This is a genomic window from Cobetia sp. cqz5-12 (assembly GCF_016495405.1).
GTDB lineage: Bacteria > Pseudomonadota > Gammaproteobacteria > Pseudomonadales > Halomonadaceae > Cobetia.
The window spans coordinates 3767988-3790327 of the sequence record NZ_CP044522.1; the positions used below are offsets into that span (position 1 = coordinate 3767988).

14 protein-coding genes are annotated in these 22340 nt (G+C 63.4%); 4 read left to right on the top strand and 10 right to left on the bottom strand.

Going from position 1 to position 22340, the window contains the following annotated elements; genetic code table 11:
- Positions 1–40 precede the first annotated feature (40 nt).
- Positions 41–2326: a polyphosphate kinase 1 gene (gene ppk1 / locus F8A90_RS15600; RefSeq protein WP_200017859.1), complete on the top strand. Its 2286-nt coding sequence runs from the start codon at positions 41–43 to the stop codon at positions 2324–2326.
- A gap of 202 nt (positions 2327–2528) precedes the next feature.
- On the opposite strand, the gene F8A90_RS15605 is transcribed toward ppk1, so the two are convergent.
- On the bottom strand, positions 2529–4670 hold the full coding sequence (locus F8A90_RS15605; protein ID WP_200017860.1) for a PhoX family protein: 2142 nt from the start codon (positions 4668–4670) through the stop codon (positions 2529–2531).
- Positions 4671–4972: 302 nt separating this feature from the next.
- Complete coding sequence (locus F8A90_RS15610; protein ID WP_200017861.1) at positions 4973–6133, bottom strand: 3-deoxy-7-phosphoheptulonate synthase; 1161 nt, start codon at positions 6131–6133, stop codon at positions 4973–4975.
- A 724-nt stretch (positions 6134–6857) separates the two neighbouring features.
- Between F8A90_RS15610 and F8A90_RS15615 the strand changes: the two genes are divergently transcribed.
- Together F8A90_RS15615 and F8A90_RS15620 are read left to right on the top strand one after the other, a co-directional pair.
- Complete coding sequence (locus F8A90_RS15615; protein ID WP_166018623.1) at positions 6858–7412, top strand: sigma-70 family RNA polymerase sigma factor; 555 nt, start codon at positions 6858–6860, stop codon at positions 7410–7412.
- The gene (locus F8A90_RS15620; RefSeq protein ID WP_200017862.1) at positions 7391–8101 is read left to right on the top strand and encodes an anti-sigma factor; all 711 of its coding nucleotides are present in this window, start codon (positions 7391–7393) and stop codon (positions 8099–8101) included. The genes F8A90_RS15615 and F8A90_RS15620 overlap by 22 nt, the downstream gene beginning before the upstream one ends.
- 177 nt (positions 8102–8278) lie before the next feature.
- Here the strand turns inward: F8A90_RS15620 and folM are convergent, their stop codons facing one another.
- The 5 genes from folM to trxA form a co-directional block, all read right to left on the bottom strand.
- Positions 8279–8992 carry a dihydromonapterin reductase gene (gene folM / locus F8A90_RS15625; protein ID WP_166018621.1) on the bottom strand — a complete coding sequence of 238 codons (714 nt, stop codon included), beginning with the start codon at positions 8990–8992 and terminating at the stop codon, positions 8279–8281.
- 53 nt (positions 8993–9045) lie between these two features.
- The gene (locus tag F8A90_RS15630) at positions 9046–9840 is read right to left on the bottom strand and encodes an FAD-binding oxidoreductase (RefSeq protein WP_200017863.1); all 795 of its coding nucleotides are present in this window, start codon (positions 9838–9840) and stop codon (positions 9046–9048) included.
- A gap of 86 nt (positions 9841–9926) precedes the next feature.
- Complete coding sequence (ubiD, locus tag F8A90_RS15635; RefSeq protein WP_054556519.1) at positions 9927–11396, bottom strand: 4-hydroxy-3-polyprenylbenzoate decarboxylase; 1470 nt, start codon at positions 11394–11396, stop codon at positions 9927–9929.
- A gap of 171 nt (positions 11397–11567) precedes the next feature.
- Positions 11568–12827, bottom strand: a complete 1260-nt coding sequence (gene rho, locus F8A90_RS15640) for a transcription termination factor Rho (RefSeq protein ID WP_043332997.1) — start codon at positions 12825–12827, stop codon at positions 11568–11570.
- Between the two features lie 596 nt (positions 12828–13423).
- Positions 13424–13750 carry a thioredoxin gene (trxA, locus tag F8A90_RS15645; RefSeq protein ID WP_166018619.1) on the bottom strand — a complete coding sequence of 109 codons (327 nt, stop codon included), beginning with the start codon at positions 13748–13750 and terminating at the stop codon, positions 13424–13426.
- Positions 13751–14128: 378 nt separating this feature from the next.
- On the opposite strand from trxA, the gene ppx reads away from it, so the two are divergent.
- A complete protein-coding gene (gene ppx / locus F8A90_RS15650; RefSeq protein WP_200020081.1) occupies positions 14129–15718 on the top strand; it encodes an exopolyphosphatase in 1590 nt (529 codons plus the stop codon).
- Positions 15719–15759: 41 nt separating this feature from the next.
- On the opposite strand, the gene tilS is transcribed toward ppx, so the two are convergent.
- The 3 genes from tilS to dnaE all read right to left on the bottom strand — a co-directional run bounded on the left by tilS (position 15760) and on the right by dnaE (position 22118).
- On the bottom strand, positions 15760–17244 hold the full coding sequence (gene tilS / locus F8A90_RS15655) for a tRNA lysidine(34) synthetase TilS (protein ID WP_200017868.1): 1485 nt from the start codon (positions 17242–17244) through the stop codon (positions 15760–15762).
- A gap of 143 nt (positions 17245–17387) precedes the next feature.
- Entirely contained in the window at positions 17388–18341 is a 954-nt protein-coding gene (gene accA, locus F8A90_RS15660; RefSeq protein ID WP_043333001.1) for an acetyl-CoA carboxylase carboxyl transferase subunit alpha, read from the bottom strand.
- Between the two features lie 276 nt (positions 18342–18617).
- Positions 18618–22118, bottom strand: coding sequence for a DNA polymerase III subunit alpha (gene dnaE / locus F8A90_RS15665; protein WP_200017870.1), 3501 nt, complete (start codon positions 22116–22118; stop codon positions 18618–18620).
- Positions 22119–22340 lie beyond the last annotated feature (222 nt).

Below are 22340 nucleotides of genomic sequence, written 5' to 3' on the forward strand. Positions count from 1 at the left end.
GCCATTGCGGATGCGGCTGACCGGGATCATGGAGTTGATGATGGAACAGACGCCCAAGCAAGACACCGACAACGACACGGCGACCCTGCCGGAAGTCGCTGACAGTCGCGACAAGGATGCTGCCCCCCGGGCAGCATCCACCCCAAGGGAAGGCGAGATCGAGCTGGCGACGGATGAGCCGCCGGCTCAGGAACCGCTGCCCCTGCGCGTCAACCGGACGCGTACCGGTATCCATGCCAAGGCCACTCCCTCGCCCGAAGCTGATCTCGCTGATCCGGCGCTGTACTTCAATCGCGAGCTGTCCAACCTGCAGTTCAACATCCGCGTACTCGAACAGGCCAAGGATACCTCGCATCCACTGCTCAACCGCTTGATGTTCCTGCTGATCTTCACGTCCAACATGGACGAGTTCTTCGAGATTCGCGTGGCGGGTCTCAAGCATCAGATCGCCTTCGATCGCACCGACCCCGGCTGTGATGGCATGCTGCCGAGCAAGGTGCTCGATGAGGTGTCCCGCATCACGCATGAGCAGGTCGAACGCCAGTACCGCATGCTCAACGAGGACCTGATCCCCGCACTGGAAGAGCAGCACATCCGCTTCCGCCGCCGCAATCAATGGAACAACGCCCAGAAGGCCTGGGTGCGCGATTACTTCGAGGAAGAGATCCAGCCGGTCATCAGCCCGATCGGCCTCGACCCGTCGCACCCGTTCCCGCGCCTGGTCAACAAGAGCCTCAACTTCATCGTCGAGCTGGAAGGCAAGGATGCCTTCGGTCGCGAAGGGGGTCTGGCCATCCTGCCGGCTCCGCGCTCGTTGCCGCGTCTGATCCGCATCCCGGACGGCCTGGTCGAACCGGGGTACACCGAATACGTCTTCCTGTCCTCGATGATCCACGCTCACGCCCAGGAGCTGTTCCCGGGCATGAAGATCAAGGGCTGCTATCAGTTCCGCCTGACCCGCAACGCCGATCTCTCGGTGGATGCCGAGGATGTCTCCGACCTGGCCTCCGCGCTGCGCGGCGAGCTGCTGGCGCGCCGCTACGGCGACGGGGTGCGTCTCGAGGTGGCGGACAACTGCCCGGAAGCGCTCTACACCTTCCTGCTCAAGCAGTTCGATCTGGAGACGCGCGACCTCTATCAGGTCAAGGGCCCGGTCAACCTCAACCGCCTGATGGAAGTCATCGGCGACGTCGGCCGCGAGGACCTGCTCTACGCCCCGTTCACCCCGGGCATTCCCAAGGCGCTCAAGGGCGACAACAGCCTGTTCGATGCGATCCGTCGCGAGGACATCCTGCTGCATCACCCCTTCCAGTCCTTCTCCCCGGTCGAGAACCTGCTCGCCGAGGCGGCGCGTGACCCGAACGTGCTGGCCATCAAGCAGACCCTCTACCGTACCGGGGCCGACTCCAACATCGTCTCCTCGCTGGTCGAGGCCGCACGCCAGGGCAAGGAGATCACCGTGGTGATCGAGCTGCGCGCCCGCTTCGATGAAGCCGACAACCTGCAGCTGGCCTCACGCCTGCAGGAAGCCGGTGCCATCGTCATCTACGGCGTGATGGCCTACAAGACCCACGCCAAGATGCTGCACATCGTGCGACGCGAGAACGGCGAACTGCGCCACTATGCACACCTGGGTACCGGCAACTACCACGCCAAGACGGCGCGTCTGTATACCGATTACAGCCTGCTGACCGCCAACGAGACACTGTGCGAGGACGTCCACAAGGTCTTCCAGCAGCTGACCGGCATGGGCAAGCAGCGCGATATCGAGAAGCTGCTGCACGCCCCCTTCACGCTGCACGAGCGCATGGTGGAGATGATCGACCGTGAAGCGCGCAATGCCGAGAAGGGCAAGCGCGCCCACATCATCGTCAAATGCAATTCACTGACCGAGCCCAAGCTGATTCGCGCCCTCTACCGCGCCTCGCGTGCTGGCGTGCAGTGTGACCTGATCATCCGCGGCGTCTGCTGTCTGCGCCCTGGCGTGCCGGGGATTTCCGACAACATCCGCGTACGCTCGGTGATCGGTCGCTTCCTCGAGCACACGCGCACCTTCCACTTCCACAATGCCGGTCAGCCAGAAACCTGGTGCTCCAGCGCGGATTACATGGAGCGCAACATGTTCCACCGCGTCGAGACCTGCTTCCCGCTGCTCGACAAGAAGCTGGCCCAGCGTATCCGCAAGGACCTCGACACCTACCTGGTCGACAACTGCCAGAGCTGGCGCCTGGAAAGCGATGGCCACTACACCCAGCTGGATGCCGGCGACGCGGAGCCGATCAGCGTGCAGGAAACCCTGCTGTTCGCCTACGCTGCCAAGGCCTGATCGCGCTCGACAACGACAGGACACCACAAAGCTCATGAACTCTCGGCCCTCACGCTTGCGTGGGGGCCGTTGTCGTTGGCCCTCTCCTTTCTCTTGAACGATGAGCGTTCTGGGACGAAAAGGCGCTACCTCCAGACACATGAAAAAGCCCCCGCATCATCGATACGGGGGCTTCACATTCACACCTGGCGCGCGGCTTTCATCAGACGCCGATCTGGCCGCCATCTTCGCGCTGAATGACCACGGTCGCGGCGCGGGGACGCACACTGCCGTCGGTCGTGGCGGTGGCATCATCGCTCTGCGGCCAGTTGGCCGGGTGCTGGATGTTGATGAACATCGCGGTCTTGTCCGGGGTAGTGAAGATACCGGTGACTTCACAACCGTTCGGGCCCACCGCGAAGCGCTTGAGCTGTGCCTGGTTGTCGGCACCGATCACGGCCGCGTCCCCCTCGGCCTGCTCGAGCCCTGCCGGCACGACCGCCAGCAGCTGGTCATTGGTGACCTCGGTAATGCCTTCGTAGCCGTTGTCGGTCTGGATCCACAGGATGCTGTCCTGACCTTCGCGGCCGTCGAAGTAGAGGCCATCGGGGCTGGCGAACTCGTTCATCTCGGTCAGGCCGGACAGGTTGTCGGCATCGCTGGCTGCTGCGCCGAACACGAAGATCTCCCAATCGAAGGCGGTGTGATCGCCCGCTTCACGCCAGCGGATGATCTGCCCCGCCTCGTTGTTGCCACGCGGATTGGCCGCGTTGGTCGGCGCGGTCTTGTAACCGACACCCGGCTCCTCGATGGCGGTGCCATCGTTGGTGAAGGCGGCGTCAGTGCCTTCTTCGGTGCGCTTGGAGTTGTTGGTCAGCGTCATATAAACCTCGCCGGACACCGGGTCCACCGCGCCCCACTCCGGACGGTCCATCGGGGTCGCCCCCATCAGGTCAGCCGCATCGGTGGTGTGGATGATGATGCCTGCCAGGTCATCGGCCGCCAGCCCCAGAGCCTCGGCCAGGGTACGGCCATCCCGGGTCACGGCGTCCGGCGTCAGCTTGAGCCATTTGCCGGTGCCATCGGCGGAGAACTGGGCGACATACAGGGTGCCCTTGTCCAGATACTTGTCGCCGATCGCCAGGCGGTCCTTGACGTCACCGGCACCACGGGCATCAGCGGCGTCCCACTTGGCGTCCGACACGAACTTGTAGATGTACTCGTTGCGCGAATCGTGACCGGAGTAGAAGACCACCGGCTCACCCTCGACCAGCTTGCCCGGCCAGCAACCTTCGTGACGGAAGCGGCCCAGCGCGGTGCGCTTGATGGCCTGCTCGCCGGTGTAGGGATCGATCTCGACGATATAGCCGAAGGTCCGCGGTTCGTTACGGTAATCCTTGTCGGCGCTGTCTGCCGTCGGCGTGTTGTCGAAACGCGCGAACTCGCCATCGACTTCACTGGCATCCCCGGCGGCGGTTTCCCAGCCATAGCGGCCACGCTCGGTCTCGATGCCGATGCGGTCGTCATCGAGCTGACGATCGCTGCGCTTGACGAAGTAACCCGGCCAGTTCTCTTCGCAGGTCAGGTAGGTGCCCCACGGGGTGTAGCCGTTAGCGCAGTTGTTGTTGGTACCACGGGTGCGCATGCCATCCGGCGAGAAGGCAGTCTTGACGTGATCGCTGCCCGCCACCGGGCCGCTCAGCTTCATTTCGCTGGCGCTGGTGTAGCGGCGGTTGTAGCGCGAATCGCCCACCACTTCCCATTTGCCGTTGCTGGCCTTCTTGACCTCGACGATGGTCACGCCATGGGCATTGATCTCGGTGCGCACTTCATCGGCCGGACGCTTGCCGGAATCCGCATTGGTCGCGCCGCCCTTGGGTGCCCACAGAGCATCCTGATCGATGTATTCGTTGTTCATGACCAGCAGGAAGTTGCTGGAGGCCGTGTCGTCGCTCAAGGCGAAGTTATGCATGCCATCGTGATGCATGCCGACGGTGTTGAGCTGGATCTCCGGCGTCATCGCCAGGTCCTTGCTCCACTTGGGTGCCTTGGCATTGAGCGGCGTGCCCCACGGCGCCAGCACCTGTGCGGTATACCCCTTGGGAACCACGACTGCATCCGTGCGGGAACCCTTGATCGATTCGAAGGCCAGCGCCAGAGCCGTCTTCTCGCCCGCAGCGTTGCTGGCGGCATTGGCCGTGGTGCTCAGCCCCGCCAGACCGAAACCACCCAGCATGCTGGCAGCCGCCATGCCCAGGCCACCCTGCAGGACACGACGACGCGAGATGTGTCGCTCGATGACGGATGAGAACGTCTCGTTGCTGCTGGGATTCAGCAGGCGATGGTCTTCGATTTCCTTGCTCATGTCGCTTCCCCGTAGTCAGGTTTCGGGTTGTTCTGTTCAGGCATGTCCTCTGAGGCATGCCGAAGGCAACAAGAGTGATACGCGAGCCCGATGACAATTCCGTGACGAACGGGCAACAAGGACAAGAGACGACAGCGCCCAACGGCCTTTCGACCGTTGGGCGCTGGGAGTTTCAGGACAAGCCGACCAATTCAGCAAACATCAGGCAAGCGCGACGTCATCCTTCCACCGAAGCGCGAGCCTGACGTCTGAGCCTGTCGCCTGAGGCCTGATGTGTGAGACCTGATCTGTGAGACCTGGCATCAAGCCTCGCGCAGGCGCTCAGCGGCCAGGCTCAGCAGGTGCTCGGTGGTTTCCCAGCCCAGGCATGCATCGGTGACGGACACGCCATGACGCAGTTGGGAAAGCTTCTCCGCTGCCGGCAAGGCCTGCTTGCCTTCATTGAGGTGACTCTCGAGCATCACGCCGATCAAGGCATCATCCCCCGCCAGGCGCTGAGAGAGCACATCCAGCATCACCTCACTCTGGCGGCGGTGGTCCTTGCGGGAATTGGCGTGGCTGCAGTCGACCATCAGGCGCGGCGTCAGGCCAGCGCCTTCCAGCTCACGCCGGCAGGCGGCCACCGAGGCAGCGTCATAGTTGGGCTGGCCATGGCCGCCGCGCAGCACCACATGGGTATGCGGATTGCCCGCGGTCTCGATCAGCGCCGGACGCCCGCAGTCATCCATGCCGAAGTGGCGATGCCCATGCGCCGCCGCCCCGATGGCCTGCACGGCGACTTCGACGCCTCCGTCAGTGCCGTTCTTGAAGCCCACCGCACAGCCGAGGCCGGAGGCCATCTCGCGATGGATCTGCGACTCGGTGGTGCGGGCGCCGATGGCCGCCCAGCCGAGCAGGTCTTCCAGGTAGGCGGCGGTCAGCGGCTGCAGCAGCTCCGTCGCGACCGGCAGGCCCAGCTGGTTGATCTCGCGCATCAGCTCGCGGGCCTGACGCAGGCCGGTGGCCATGTCATCGCTGCCGTCCAGATGCGGATCATAGGCCAGCCCCTTCCAGCCCACCGTGGTGCGCGGCTTCTCGACATAGACACGCATCACCAGCTTGAGGCGATCACGCACCTGCGGCTCGATCACCGCCAGGCGCTGGGCATACTCGCGCGCGGCCTTGAGATCATGGATGGAGCACGGCCCGACCACCACCAGCAGACGATCATCGTCGCCGTCGAGAATGGCATTGATCTCATCGCGATGCTGGCGAATCTGGCCGGCCAGGTCGGCGTCCACCGGCAGCTGCTCGCGCAATTCGCTGGCGCTGGGCAGGGCTTCACGACTGATGCGTCCGGGTGTGGTCGGTGTCTGGGCGGCATCAGAGCGGGTCACGGTGGCGTTCTCGGCAGTCAAGGGGTCAGCAGTAGCGTCGGCAGTGTGCGGGTTGGCGGTCAACACGCGTTCAAGGCTGGCGTTCATGGTCTTTTCTCCTGTGATGAAGCCTCGGCTCCATCACGCAATATTCATTCTGACAGACAGGGACTTCGCGAATCGTCACCCCGGTGTTGCTCGCCCTGCCCCGCGGTGACAGCGGAAAGAGGCAGGACGCCGCTAAATCGCCAGCGCCAATAACCATGCACGACCCGAGCGGAGGCAAGAGAAAAGCGGGTAGTCAGGATAGTGGTGCACATGGTCATTCCTCTCGTCATTCATGCTGCAATCATTGTCGGCACGTTAGGGTGACATGCCTCTCGTCATGGATTTCGCAAGGCCCGAAACGCAAGAACCCCCGGCCGTGGCTGCGACCGGGGGTTCTTCAAGGTGGTGGCAGCCCGTACGAGACAGGCGCGCCGTAACCTCAGGCGCGCCCCTGTGTAAACCAATACCAATAGCCGGCCGCACACGCCGCCGCGACCTGGCCCGAAGGGCAAGCAGCGAAAGTGGACGGGCGGTGGCTGATGGTCTGATTCATGGGTCGGGCCGATATCCAGTAGTGACGATGAAAAAGGTAATGGATCTATCCTTGCACTCCAGATCGTCCTGCGCAAGCGTGAACCGGCAACAAACCGTTGCCCGCACGCATAAATAAGGGCTATCAGCCTGAAGTGGCATCAGTATAATCTTTGGTTGTCGAGCAACATGATCGGCAACACGCATTCGTCCAGCGGTGCCTGACACCGCGCCCACAGCTTGGAATGCATGCATGCAGGATTCCCGAAATGATGCACTGATTGAGTATCTGTCGGGATGCGCCCGGCAGGATGCCAAGGCACTGGATCAGCTCTATCGAGCAACCAGTGCGCATCTATACGCTCAGTTGCTGCGTATCTTGAGACATGAGGCATCCGCGCAGGATTGTCTTCAGCAGGTCTACATCCGGGTATGGGCCGCCGCCGGCCAGTATGACGCCGGCCGCGCCCGCCCGATGACCTGGCTCGGCACCATGACCCGCAATATCGCCATCGACTGGATACGTCGACAGCGACCCAGTGAGCATGACAGCGATGAATTGATCGCTGCCATGCCGGGGCGGAGTGATATCGAGGCAGATGTCGACCTGGCCCAGCACAGTGGTGAACTCCACCAGTGCCTGGCCGAGCTGAATGACGATCAGCGCCGCGCCCTGGAACTGGCCTATTTCGAAGGTCTCACCCACCAGGATCTGGCCAATCAACTGGACCAGCCCTTGGGCACCGTCAAGAGCTGGGTCCGTCGTGGACTCGAGAGGTTGAAGACATGCATGAGTCATTTGATCTGAGCGACCCGGAACTGCGCGAAGCCGCAGCGGGCGAATATGCGCTCGGCACATTGACACGCGACGAGCGCGCGGCATTCGAGTCACTGCTGGCCGTCAGCCACGACCTGCAACGTGATGTGGAGCGCTGGCGCGAGCATCTCAACGTGTTCAATGAACAGCTTTCCCCCGTCACGCCACCGGCCCATGTCTGGCAAGGCATCGCCGAGGCGACGGGCACCGCCCGTCAGCCCTGGTGGCGTCGCCTGGGCCTGTGGCAGGGCATGACCGCCACGGCGTTCAGCCTGGCACTGGCGGTCACCCTGACCTTCAGCCTGGGACACAACGCGAGCATGGAGAGCGACTACGTGTTCGTGGTCAACAACTCTGACAGCAGCCCCGGCTGGATCGTCAACGCCTCCCACTCGGGCGAGATGATGGTGCAGGCCGTCAGGCCCGAGGCACCGGCCCCCGGCAAGGTCTGCGAGCTGTGGCTGATGGCCAAGGATGGCAAGGAGCCGATGTCACTGGGCATCCTGCCGCACTCCGGCACCATGAAGGTCGAGGTGCCCAAGGAGTATCTGGCCGCCTTCCCCGACAGCGATCTGGTGATCACGCTGGAAAACCCGCAGGGCGCCCCCTCCGGCAACCAGATGGGCCCGACCCTCAAGAAAGGTCAGCTGACGCCGGTCGAAGGCCGCCACATCCTGTAAGCGCTTCGCCAGTGCAGGATGTCGCGCCAACGATCGCACGACGACCGCAGAAACAATCGCAACAACGAAAAAAGCCCTCGCATCTCAGCGGGGGCTTTTTTCGTACTGTGCTCAGGTCTCGAATGTCACGCCTCGAATGCCAAGAACGATAGCCTGAAGACTCGCTGACAGAAGCTATCAGCGCAGGTGGCGGCCACCATCCACCGGCAGGGTCGTGCCGGTGACATAGGGACTATCCAGCAGATAGCGCAATGCCTGCCAGATGACGCCCGGCCCCGGCACCTGCTGCATCAACGACTTGGCACGCGCACGCTCGGCATAGTCATCATCATCGTCCGGGCGCAGCATGATCAGCGCCGGCGCGATGGTGTTGACCTGGATGCGTGGCGCGAACATCGACGCGAACGACAAGGTCAGATTCTCGAGCCCCGCCTTGCTGGCCGCGTAGGCCGCATGCTTGCGCGAGCCCTTCTGGACCACGAAGTCACTCATGTGGACGATGTCCGCCTGCGTCTCGATTCCGGCTTCCAGCAGATCGCGCAACGCCAGGTTGATCAGATACGGCGCCTGCATGTGGACACGGAAGAGGTGCTCGAACAGCTCGCCCTGCCCCTCGCCGTCGCCATCCGGCGCCCAGTCGCCGGCATTGTGCACGATGGCCCGCAGCGTCGGCGTCAGCTCACGAATCGCCGCGATGAAGGCCTGGATGCCTGCCTCGCTGGAGAAGTCCGCCTGCACGGTGCGAATGCCCAGCGCGCGCAGGGCGTCGAGCTCTTCCCGCTCGCGTCGATAACTGATGATGACCGGATGACCATCATCGATCAATCGCTCAGCACAATAGCGCCCCAGACGCTGGGCGCCACCGGTGATCAGTATCGGGGACTGACTCATTCACTCGACTCCTTCAAACAAGGTCAGGCAGCTTCAAGCAATGTCAGGCAGCTTCAGGCACGGACCAGCGACGGGTCCAGCAGCGGCTCGCGTGGCGCATAGCTGAACACATCGGAGCTCAGCGCACTGGCCTCGACACCCAATGGCGTCAGCGCATCGACACAGGCATAGACCATGCCCGGCGAGCCGGACAGATAGACGCGCTTGCCCGCCATGCTGCCCGCGTGCTTGCGCAGCGCCTCATCGATACGCCCCAGATGGCCATTGAACGCGGCCTCGACACCGGCCGCTTCCAGCGCGCGATGGTGGGCATCACCGACTTCCGGCGCTTCTTCCAGCACCGGGAAATAACGGAAGTTGGGCTGACTGGCGGCCCAGTTGAGCGCCGCACTCTCCAGATACAGATCACGCCGCTCGCGCGCCGCCCACCACAGCTCGATGGGCTGGGTCAGGCCACGTGCAAACGCCGCCTGCAGCATGGCGTGCATCTGCGAGAACCCGGTGCCGGCACAGATCAGCACGATGGGGCTGGGGTCATCGAGGTCCAGCACGCACTCACCACTGGGCAGACGCAGCTCAAGCTGATTGGCCGCGACCAGCAGGCTGCGCAGACGCGCGGAATTGCTGCGCTCCGGCCAATGCTGGATATGCAGTTCGAGCACGCCATCATCACTGGCGGCATTGGCGATGGAGAACGGTACCCAGGTGGTGTCATCGAGCTTCATCTCGAGATACTGGCCCGGCGCGTGCGCCAGAGCCTCGGGACGTGCAGCGAAGCGCACACGAAACACGTCCGGGGTCAGATCTTCCACACTCTCGACATGACAGGTCAGGGTCCGCGCCGTCATCGTATCCTCTTGTTATCTGATGCCTGCCGCCAGCGCGTCGCGCAACAGCAGGGTAAATGCATGGGTGTTGATGGTCAGTCGCGGAATCAGTCCAGAATGCCCAGACTGTCCCAGCGCTCATCGACACGGGATGTGATCTCTTCGCTCATCACGATGGGCTCGCCCCACTCGCGGTCCGTCTCGCCGGGCCACTTGTTGGTCGCGTCCATGCCCATCTTGGAACCAAGACCCGCCGTTGGCGAGGCGAAGTCCAGATAATCGATCGGCGTATTGTCGACCAGAACGGTATCACGGCTCGGGTCCATGCGCGTGGTGATGGCCCAGATGACATCTTCCCACTTGCGGGCATCGACATCATCATCCAGCACGATCACGAACTTGGTGTACATGAACTGACGCAGGAAGCTCCAGACCCCCATCATCACGCGCTTGGCGTGGCCGGGGTACTGCTTCTTCATCGTCACGACCGCCATGCGGTAGGAGCAGCCTTCCGGCGGCAGATAGAAGTCGACGATCTCCGGGAACTGCTTGCGCAGAATCGGCACGAAGACTTCATTGAGCGCCAGGCCGAGAATCGCCGGCTCATCCGGCGGACGCCCGGTATAGGTGGAGTGATAGATGGGGTCGCGCCGATGGGTGATGCGCTCGATGGTGAAGACCGGGAAGGTCTCGACCTCGTTGTAATAGCCGGTGTGATCGCCGTAAGGGCCTTCCGGTGCCACGTCATCCGGATACAAATAGCCTTCCAGGATGATCTCGGCGCTGGCCGGGACTTCGAGATCCGACAGGCCGCATTTGACCAGCTCGGTGCGCGAGCCGCGCAGCAGACCGGCAAAGGCATACTCGGAGAGTGAATCCGGCACCGGCGTGACAGCGCCGAGGATGGTGGCCGGATCGGCACCCAGTGCCACCGCGACCGGGAAGGGCTCGCCCGGATGGGCCTTCTGCCATTCGCGGAAGTCCAGCGCGCCGCCGCGATGTGCCAGCCAGCGCATGATGAGGCGATTCTTGCCGAGCTTCTGCTGGCGATAGATGCCGAGATTCTGGCGCTCCTTGTGCGGACCGCGCGTGATCACCAGTGGCCAGGTCACCAGTGGCGCAGCATCTCCGGGCCAGCAGTGCTGGATCGGAATCATGTCGAGATCGACATCATCCCCTTCCAGGACGATCTCCTGACAGGGCGCACGCTTGACCTTCTTCGGTCCCATGCTCATCACCTGCTTGAAGATCGGCAGCTTGTCCCAGGCATCCCGGAAGCCCTTGGGCGGCTCCGGCTCCTTGAGGAAGGCCAGAAGCTCGCCGACTTCGCGCAGCGCCTCGACGGATTCCTGGCCCATGCCCAGCGCCACGCGCCGCGGCGTGCCGAACAGATTGCCCAGCACCGGCATGCTGTGACCCTTGACGTTCTCGAACAGCAACGCCGGACCGCCCGCCTTCAGAGTACGGTCGCAGATCTCGGTCATCTCCAGATAGGGGTCCACCTCGGCACGAATGCGCTTGAGTTCGCCCTTCTCTTCCAGCGCCGCGATGAAATCGCGTAAGTCTCGATACTGCATGGGAGTTTCCGCTCGGCTTGATCAAGTCCCGAGCATACCATTGCCAGCCGGCACTCGGCAGGTCAGCAACGCAGGACGCCCACTTCCCGGGGAGGAAGTGGGCGTCCTGGCAAGCACATTACAAGCAACTGTCGAGAACATGGCCAGCCAACCGGCTGGGCCAAGTGTCGATCAGCGGCGCTTCATGGCCTCGAAGAACTCGAGATTGGTCTTGGTATCTTTCAGGCGATCGATCAGGAACTCGGTGGCCGCCACATCTTCCATCGGGTTGAGCAGCTTGCGCAGGATCCACATGCGCTGCATTTCATCCTCGGACGCGATCAGATCTTCACGACGCGTACCGGAACGACGGATGTTGAGGGCCGGGAAGACACGACGCTCGGCCAGCTTGCGGTCGAGGTGGGCTTCCATGTTACCGGTGCCCTTGAATTCCTCGAAGATGACTTCGTCCATCTTGGAACCGGTATCGACCAGCGCCGTGGCGAGGATAGTCAGGCTGCCGCCTTCTTCGATGTTGCGCGCGGCACCGAAGAAGCGCTTCGGCTTCTCGAGCGCGTGAGCGTCGACACCACCGGTCAGCACCTTGCCGGAAGACGGCACCACGGTGTTGTAGGCACGCGCCAGACGGGTCACGGAATCGAGCAGGATGACGACATCCTTCTTGTGCTCGACCAGACGCTTGGCCTTCTCGATCACCATCTCGGCGACCTGGACGTGACGGGCCGGCGGCTCATCGAAGGTGGAGGCCACGACTTCGCCACGCACGGTGCGCGACATCTCGGTGACTTCCTCGGGACGCTCATCGATCAGCAGCACGATGAGGTGACATTCGGGATTGTTGCGCGTGATGGAGGCGGCGATGTTCTGCAGCATCATCGTCTTGCCCGCCTTGGGCGGCGAGACGATCAGGCCACGCTGGCCCTTGCCGATCGGCGCGGTCAGATCAAGGATGCGCGAGGTGATGTCTTCGGTGGATCCGTTGCCGATTTCCATCAGCAGGCGCGACTGCGGGAACAGCGGCGTCAGGTTCTCGAACAGGATCTTGTGCTTGGCGTTCTCGGGGCGGTCAAAGTTGATCTGATTGACCTTGAGCAGCGCGAAGTAACGCTCCCCTTCCTTCGGCGGACGAATCTTGCCGGAGATGGTGTCGCCCTTGCGCAGATTGAAGCGACGGATCTGGGACGGTGAAACGTAGATGTCATCAGGGCCCGCGAGGTAGGAAGAGTCTGCACTGCGAAGGAAGCCGAAGCCGTCCTGCAGGATTTCCAGAACGCCGTCGCCGTAGATGTCCTCACCGCTTTTCGCGTGCTTCTTGAGGATGGCGAAGATGATGTCCTGCTTGCGCGAACGTGCCAGATTATCGATGCCCATCGTCTGGGCAAGTTCCAGCAGTTCGGGGACAGTATTTTGCTTGAGTTGGGTAAGATTCATCGGTTTTGTTTGAACGTGGCTCAGGTCAGCAGGGCTGATAGATAAGAAGGGAATCGAGAAGACGGGCAGAAGGCAAGGACCGGCACTGCAAAGGTGCAGACAGAACTCGACAGCATTCCCGGAGGCAAGCGCCTGAGCTGGATGAAGACAGGTGCCAAAAGTTCAGGAAAGATCACTCACCACGGCCGAACAACGAATTCAGCAACGGAGTGTCGAGCTACGGATGTCCAGCGACGACGGACCGGTCGAAGGGACACGGAGCGTCATGCTTCCTGACAGAAAAGTCTTCTCGATATGGAATCTAGCGGTATGAATCGCCTGGTGGCTGGCCGGCGTGTCGCGGGCAGCATTACCAGAGGGCTGGCTGACAACTGGGGGACCGTGGGACGGTCGACATGACGCAATCAGAGAGCGTGTAATCAGGCGAACGCCTCGATGGTAGTCAAGCCAGCCCCTGAACGCAAGCCCCGGCGGCCTGGTGGCGCATCCGGCGCTGCCTGAATAGCTCGCCACCGGCCAGCCAGTGCTGTGATAGCCGCCGCTGACGTGGCGCTTTCACTGTCGCCTCAAGGCACCTGGCGGCGGCAAGACCCGATTCACAGATTGGCATCCAGAAAGGCTGCCAGCTGCGCGCGCGGCATGGCGCCCACCTTGCTGGCTTCGACATTGCCTCCCAGAAACAGCATCAATGTCGGCACACCGCGCACGCCGAAACGGGCGGCAAGCTCAGGGGCTTCATCGACATCGACCTTGACGATCTTGAGCTGCCCTTCGTATTCCTCTGCCAGGGATTCCAGCGTCGGTGCCACGCTCTTGCACGGCCCGCACCAGGAAGCCCAGAAATCCACCAGCACCGGATGCTCGCTTTCCAGCACCACGGATTCGAAGTCCCTTTCTGCAATCGGTACCACACGTTCGCTCATCGCGACGTTATCTCCCAGACCCGGTTGGTCTTGCTGATTCTGCTGCGTGATGGCTTGCGACTCATTGTGCGTGATGATGACCCGCGACTTCGTCGTTCTGTCACATCACGCCGCTAGAATAGCATGCCCCATGCGCTGAATGTGCCGCCAGTCCCTCGTGGCGGGCCCAGCCGTGTGTGCCGCCGGTTTGACACCTCTGGCCAGTCGCCGCAATCTTGCGAGAGTCATCGCCCTGCTCTGCTGCCAGCTTCATCGCCCGGCAACAGGCTCGCGTCCGGTGGCCGCCCACGCTCACGACAACTTCAATTGCGCCATGATCGTTACGCAAGGAAGCCGTCGCAGGAGTTGGCGTGAAGGAGGCAGTGCATGATGCCTGCCATGAATGACCCGCCGTTAAGGACTCCGCCCTTGAGTGAATCAGCACCCTCCCAGCACCCGCAACCCGCCGCCTCTGATGAAGGCAGTGCCGGCAACGAGGCCCCGCTCTTGAAGCTGGCTGCCATCGATCTGGGTTCCAACAGCTTCCACCTGCTGCTGGCCAACCATCAGGCGGGGCAGTTGCAGGTCGTGGCCAAGCAGGGTGAGAAGGTCCAGCTGGCGGCAGGGCTGGACGAAGACGGCATGCTCAGCGAAGAAGCCATGGAGCGCGCCCTCAACTGCCTCGCCCAGTTCGCGCCCTTCATCGATGGCATCGAGGCCGACCATCTGCGGGTCGTGGGCACCAACGCCCTGCGCGCCGCGCACAACAGTGAAGAGCTGATCGAGCGTGCCGAGGACCTGCTGGGGCATCCCATCGAGATCATCGCCGGGCGCGAAGAAGCCCGCCTGATCTATCTGGGCGCGGCGCATGCACTGGCCGATGTGCACGGCAAGCGCCTGATCGTCGATATCGGCGGTGGTTCCACCGAGTTCATCATCGGTGAGCAGTTCGAGCCCCAGCTGCTGGAAAGCCTGCACATGGGCTGTGTCGCCTATACCAAGGCCTTCTTCCAGGATGGCGAGATCAGCGAGAAGCGCATGCGCCGCGCCGAGCTGGCTGCACGCTCGGAACTGGCCAGCATCCAGCGCACCTATCGCGAGATGGGCTGGGATGACCCGGTCGGCTCCTCCGGCACCATCAAGGCCGCCGCCAACGTGCTGGAAGCGCATGGCTGGGCACCGCATGGCATGGTCACACGTGAAGGACTGCACAAGCTGCGCGCGGCGCTATTGGAGTTCAAACGTCTCGACAAGGTCAGTCTGCCGGGCCTGAAGAGCGATCGCGCCACCGTCTTCCCGGCGGGCATCGCCATCCTGTGCGGTGTCTTCGAGGCACTGGGACTGGAGCAGATGCGCTACTCCGACGGCGCGCTGCGTGAAGGCGTGCTGTTCGATCTGATCGGACGCAACACGCCGGAGGATTCACGCCTGTCGGCCATCGAGTCGCTGCAGCGTCGTTACGGCATCGATACCCGCCACGCCAGCAATGTGCGCGACACCGCCCTGCAGCTGTTCGATCAGGTCGCCGGCGACTGGGCGCTGGGGTCCACGTCACGTCAGCTGCTGAGCTGGGCCGCCGAACTCCACGAAGTCGGCCAGGCGATTTCCCATAGTCAGTTCCATCGCCATGGTGCCTACCTGCTCGAGCATTCCGACCTGCTCGGCTTCTCGCGTCCGGAACAGCGCGCGCTGGCCTTCCTGGTCCGCGCCCACCGCCGCAAGTTCCCCAAGAATGAACTGGCGGCGCTGCCGGAGCCGCAGCAACCGCGTCTGGCGCGTCTGGCACGCCTGCTGCGCATGGCGGTGATGCTCAACCATTCACGCTCGGAAGCGCCGGTGCTCGGCATGCATCTCAGCGCCAAAGGCGACGACCTGACGCTCAATCTGACCGAGGAATATCGCGATCACAGCCTGATCAACGATGACCTCAGCCAGGAAAGCGAGCTGCAGAAAGCCGCCGGCATGACGCTGACACTGGCCGATTCCTGAGCGAGCGCCGAGCAAGACATCGGCGAGATCGCCCGTTGGCCTCACTGCCGAGCGAGTGAGGCCAGTAGCCACCAGCCCCGCGAGGGGTGCCACAGCCCCGCGACTGTCCCGTCGTGCATGCGTGCCACACGCAGCTGGTCACGCTGCCACGGCGGGATATCAGCCTCTTGCAGCAAGCGCTTGATATCGCGCCGCCCCCGCCCTGCCACTCGCAGCACATCTCCCGGCTGACGCGACGTGAAGGCAACATGCTCTTCCCCCCTCCCCAGCGCCCGCCATGCCTTGCACGCCTCAGCATCCCACTCAGAGGAAGGCGTCTCACCGGGTTGGCGACCACTTCTCCCGCAGCCGGTATCGCCTTGTCGATGACGCACACCCTGCTCAATAACGGTATCTGACACCTGCCACCACAGCTGGCCGCGCCACGCGCGCACGCTGACGGCATATTCGGCATTGGCCCAGTGCACCTCGGCCACCGAGTCGGGCGGCGTGGCGATCAACCGCTGCAGACTCATCAAGCGCCCGCGCGGTGGCACCGGCCAGCCGCGCGACTGGCATAGATGGCGCAGGACCAGCCGCTGGCGTGGCTCACTCAAGTCTGCCAGCTCCGCCAGTGACAGCCGCGTCTCTTGCTCCCGCCCCTGCGCCTGTCTCTGAGCTACGCGCTCCACGCCTGTCACCTGAACCTTCGCCAGCAGCTCGGCCGCCAGCTCATCAAGCAGTGACTGCTCTTCCTGCAACTGCTGCGCCGAACGCGCCAGGCTGGCCACGGCCTGCGGCCAGCGCGCCCGCAGTAGCGGCACGACACTGTGGCGCAGGTAGTTGCGATCGAACTGCTGATCGACATTGCTGGGGTCTTCGCACCAGTCGTGCCCGGCCTGCAAGCCCTGCTGGCTCGCCAATGTCTGGATTTCATGGCGTGGGATACCCAACAGCGGCCGTAGCAGTCGTGCCCGCTCATGGGCGGTCTGGCCCCGCCCGGGGGATGCCTCGTCCACGGCCAGCGCCCGCTCAGGCGGCATGGCCGCCAGCCCGCGCCCACCACTGCCACGCAGCGCGTTGAGTAGCAGCGTCTCGGCCTGATCATCCTGATGCTGCGCCAGCCACAGGCTATCCCCCGCCGCCAGGCAGGCGCTCAGTGCCGCCAACCGCCCTTCGCGCGCTGCCGCCTCCAGCCCTCGCGACTTGAGTGCCGCCTCGGCCAGCGCCAGACGACGCACGCTCAGCGGCAGCCCGAGACGCGAGGCCAGCCTGCGCGCCAGCTGCTCGAACGCATCGTTGGCCGCCTGCAGGCCATGATGCACATGCACCAGGCGCAGTCGCCGCGGGCAGCCCTGTACCGCCCTGGCAGCCAACCTCGCCAGCATCACCGAATCCAGCCCGCCCGAGAGCGCGATCCACACCGTGCGGCTGGCATCGCTGGCCTCGAGCGCCTCACGCACGGCGACGAGTGCGCGTGACTCCGCCATCTCGCTCAGCGGTTGAGCGCGCAGGCACACCGAATCCAGTGAAGAGGACAGAGACATGTCAGGCTCCTGTCGCGAAGCGGATGAAGGAAATGAGAGGAGGAAACGCCGGCCCTGAACGCAAGAACGCCCCCGGAAGAATCCGGAGGCGTCCTGGTCACACGGGCATGAGCCGATCGCGCATCACGCGAGAGGCGCCGGGATCATGCCGGGGCGCCGTAGCTCATCAGGCGCTGGTAACGACGCTCCAGCAGGGCATCGGTATCCAGAGCACCAAGACGCTCCAGACCTTCGCCCAGCGCAGCCTTGATGCTGTCGGCGGCGGACTGCGGGTTGCGGTGTGCGCCACCCAGCGGCTCCTTGATCAGGTTGTCGACGAAGCCCAGCTCCTTGAGGCGCGAGGCAGTGATGCCCATCGCATCAGCGGCATCGGCGGCACGCTCGGCACTCTTCCACAGGATGGAGGCGCAACCTTCCGGCGAGATGACCGAGTAGGTGGAGTATTGCAGCATGTTCAGCTCGTCACACACGCCGATCGCCAGTGCGCCGCCGGAACCACCCTCACCGATGACGGTGGAGATGATCGGCGTCTTCAGACGCGACATCACCGCCAGGTTGTAGGCGATGGCCTCGGACTGACCACGCTCCTCGGCACCGATACCCGGATAGGCACCCGGGGTGTCAATGAAGGTCAGGATCGGCATCTTGAAGCGTTCGGCCATCTCCATCAGACGGCAGGCCTTGCGGTAGCCTTCCGGACGCGGCATGCCGAAGTTGCGACGCACCTTTTCCTTCACGTCGCGACCTTTCTGGTGACCGATCACCATCACCGGCTTGTCATCGAGACGCGCGATACCGCCGACCAGCGCTTCGTCGTCCGCATAGTGACGGTCGCCGTGCAGCTCATCGAAGTCCGTGAACAGGTTCTCGAGATAGTCGAGGGTATACGGGCGCTGCGGGTGACGTGCAAGCTGAGATACCTGCCAGGCGCCGAGGTCCTTGAAGATGGACTCGGTGAGCTTGGTGCTCTTTTCCTGCAGGCGAGCGATCTCGTCAGACAGGTTGACCTGGGAGTCGTTACCGACCAGACGGAGTTCCTCGATCTTGGCCTGCAGCTCGGCGATCGGCTGTTCAAAGTCCAGATAATTGGGATTCATAAGGCGTTTCGTTCGTCGTCTCGGGCAGCCAGGAAAGCGAGTCGGCCGGGTCACTCCCCCTGAGCACACGCTCAGGCGATCTGTGGCTCGCGGCGGTCACAGTCGGCATGGAATTGGGTACGGAAAAGATGGACAGGCATTATCGCACCCTGTTCGACAGGTGCAAACCTTGCCCGCCTGTTAGGCATGGATTAACTCTGCGCCCACGCCGCTCATCTCGATGCTGAGCCTGCCCCGCCGCTTGGCGAGGCAGGCACCATCCTGTCGGCCAGCACCTCAATCACGGTACTTGAGGCGCACACCGCGCTGGCCTTCCACCTCACCCAGCTGGATCAACAACTCGTCACTGGGCGCAACGCGCCATTGCTCGCCCAGCTCCAGCCAGGCCTCCGCTGCCGCGTTGCGATAACGCAGGCGCATCGGCAGGCCTTCGCTGGCCAGGTGTGGCGTCAGCAAGGTGGTCAGCTGCTGAGTGAAGCGACCACCGATGTCCTCGGCGGCGATGCTCATCTCGACCGCCTCGCCGAAGCGCGCCCGTGCATCGATGATCGGCGTGACGTCCTTGCCACGCAGACGCAGGCCACCGGAATAGTCATCCTGGCTGACCTCGCCCTCGACGATCACCACACTGTCAGGCACCAGCTTGTTGCGCACCTGATCGTAGAGCTCACCGAACATCGAGGCCTCGATACGCCCGGTGCGGTCGTCCAGGGTCACGAAGGCCATGGTATCGCCCCGCTTGGACTTCATGGTGCGCATGGCGATCACCAGCCCGGCGATGCGCTGCGGCTCCCGCGACGGCTTGAGGTCACTGATGCGCGCATTGATGAAGCGCTTGAGCTCACCCTCGTACTCATCGATGGGATGGCCGGTCAGATAGAGCCCCAGCGTGTCCTTCTCGCCGGTGAGACGCTCCTTGTCGGTCCACTCGCGCGCCTTGCGATAGCCGGCGTAGACATCGGTTTCCGGCTCGCTGAAGGCATCGCCGAACATGTCGGTGATGCCGACATCATTGTTGGCGTGATTCTGGGAGGCGGCCTTGAGCGCATCCTCCACCGCCAGCATCAGCACCGCACGCGACGGGCCGATATTGTCCAGCGCGCCGGAGCGGATCAGCGCTTCCAGGGTGCGCTTGTTGATCTTCTTGGCATCGATGCGCTTGCAGAAGTCGAAGATGTCACTGAACGGGCCACCTTCGGCGCGCGCGCTGACGATGGCATCAATCGGGCCCTCGCCCACGCCGCGAATCGCGCCCAGGCCGTAGACGACGCGCCCTTCCAGGTCGACGGTGAACTTGTAGCCACCGAGGTTCACATCCGGCGGCGTGACCGTGAGGCCGATATGGCGGCACTCCTCGATCAGCGGCACCACCTTCTCGATGGTCTGCATCTCGGTCGAGATCACCGCAGCCATGAACGGCCCCGGATAGTGCGCCTTCAGCCAGCCCGTCTGATAGGAGACGAGGCCATAGGCCGCCGAGTGCGACTTGTTGAAACCGTAACCGGCAAATTTCTCCACCAGGTCGAAGATGTTGCCGGCCAGGTCCTTGTCGATGCCCTTGCCCGCACAGCCTTCCATGAAGCCGGCGCGCTGCTTGGCCATCTCTTCCGGCTTCTTCTTGCCCATCGCACGGCGCAGCATGTCGGCCTGGCCCAGCGTGTAGCCGGCCAGCACCTGCGCGATCTGCATGACCTGCTCCTGGTACAGGATGATGCCGTAGGTCGGCTCCAGTACCGGCTTGAGCAGCTCATGCTGGTAATCCGGGTGTGGATAAGACACTTCGGAACGACCGTGCTTGCGGTTGATGAAGTCATCCACCATGCCGGACTGCAGCGGGCCGGGACGGAACAGGGCCACCAGGGCGATCATGTCTTCCAGGCAATCGGGCTTGAGCTTCTTGATCAGCTCCTTCATGCCGCGGGATTCCAGCTGGAAGACGGCCGTCGTCTCCGCCTTCTGCAGCATGTCGAAGGTCTTGGCGTCATCCAGCGGAATGTCATCGATATCCAGCGGCGCCAGCCCTTCCCGCTCACGGATCTTGTCGACCATCTCGGTCGCCCAGTCGATGATGGTCAGGGTGCGCAGCCCCAGGAAGTCGAACTTGACCAGCCCGGCCTCCTCGACGTCGTTCTTGTCGAACTGGACCACCAGACCGCTGCCGTCTTCATCACACAGCAGCGGCGCGAAGTCGGTCAGCTTGGTCGGCGCGATCACCACGCCCCCGGCGTGCTTGCCGGTGCCGCGCGTGGTGCCCTCGAGCTTGAGCGCCATCTCCCAGATTTCCTGGGCTTCCTCGTCGTTGTCGATGAATTCCTTGAGCTGCGGCTCCTGCTCAATGGCCTTCTCCAGCGTCATGCCGACCTCGAAGGGAATCAGCTTGGAGAGCTTGTCGCCCAACGAGTACGGCTTGCCCTGGGCGCGCGCCACGTCACGTACCACGGCCTTGGCGGCCATGGTACCGAAGGTGACGATCTGCGAGACCGCGTTGCGCCCGTAGCGCTCGGCCACGTAATCGATCACGCGGTCACGCTTCTCCATGCAGAAATCGACGTCAAAGTCGGGCATGGAGACACGTTCCGGGTTCAGGAAGCGCTCGAACAGCAGGTCATATTCCAGTGGGTCCAGATCGGTGATCTTCTGGGCATAGGCCACCAGCGAGCCGGCACCGGAACCACGGCCGGGTCCTACCGGCACGCCGTTGTCCTTGCCCCACTGGATGAAGTCCATGACGATCAGGAAGTAACCGGGGAAGCCCATCTGCAGGATGATGTCGAGCTCGAAGTCCAACCGCGTGCGGTAGCGCTGCTCGATCTCGGCCCAGGCCTCGCTGTCGCGTGGATGCTTGTCGCGCGGATAGAGCTTCTCGAGGCGCTCCGTCAGACCATCATGCGAGACCTTGCGGAAGAACTGGTCCATCGTCATGCCTTCCGGCACCGGGAACTCGGGCAGGAAGTAGGTGCCCAGCTGCACGGTCACCGAGCAGCGCGCCGCGATCAGCACACTGTTCTCGAGCGCCTCGGGAATGTCGGAGAACAGCTCGCTCATCTCCTCGGCACTCTTAAGGTACTGCTCATCGCTGTAGCGGGTCTCGCGCCGCGGGTCATCCAGCGCCTTGCCTTCGCCGATGGAGACACGCGTCTCGTGGGCCCAGTAGTCCTCACGCTTGAGGAAGCGCACATCATTGGTAGCGACCACCGGCGTATCGGTGGCCTCGGCCAGCGCCACCGACAGGTGCAGACACTCTTCCTCGTACTGACGCTGGGTGCGGGTCAGCTCCAGATAGAAGCGATCCCCGAACACCGCCTTCCATTCACCGAGCAGCGCCCGGGCGCTGTCCTCGTGGTCCGACAGCAGATGACGGCCGATCTCGCCTTCACGGCCTCCGGACAGCACGATCAGGCCCTCGGCCTGCTCGAAGATCCACTCTTTCTCGAGGTAGGCGCGGTCCTGCTTCTGACCATCGGTCCAGCCGCGCGAGATCAGCTCGGTGAGGTTGCGATAGCCGGTGTCGTTCATCGCCAGCAGCGTGAGGCGATACGGGCGCGTGGCATCCTGGGGATTGATCAGCCACATGTCGGCACCGATGATCGGCTTGATGCCGGCAGCGCGCGCATTGGAGTAGAACTTGACCAGCCCGAACAGGTTGGCCTCGTCAGTCACCGCGACAGCCGGCTGGCCCGCCGCGGCGGTCGCCTTGATCAGCGGCTTGACGCCGGGCAGACCATCGACGAGGGAGAACTCGGTGTGAACGCGCAGGTGAACAAAGGGCGTGGTCATGGAATCGGCTCGTGAAGTCGGCGTGACGGTGAAGGATTCGATTGCGGCTGGTGCTGTCGGCGGCTGCGAGGCTGAAGGCTCGGGCTCGGGCTCGGGCTCGGGCTCGTGCTTCAAGGATAGCCTGTCAGCGCCATCGCCTGAAGGCATGGCATCTGAAGGCGCAGCATCTGGCCGAGCAGGCTCGACTGACGGGGATGCCGTGGTCTCACTGGCATCAGTCAG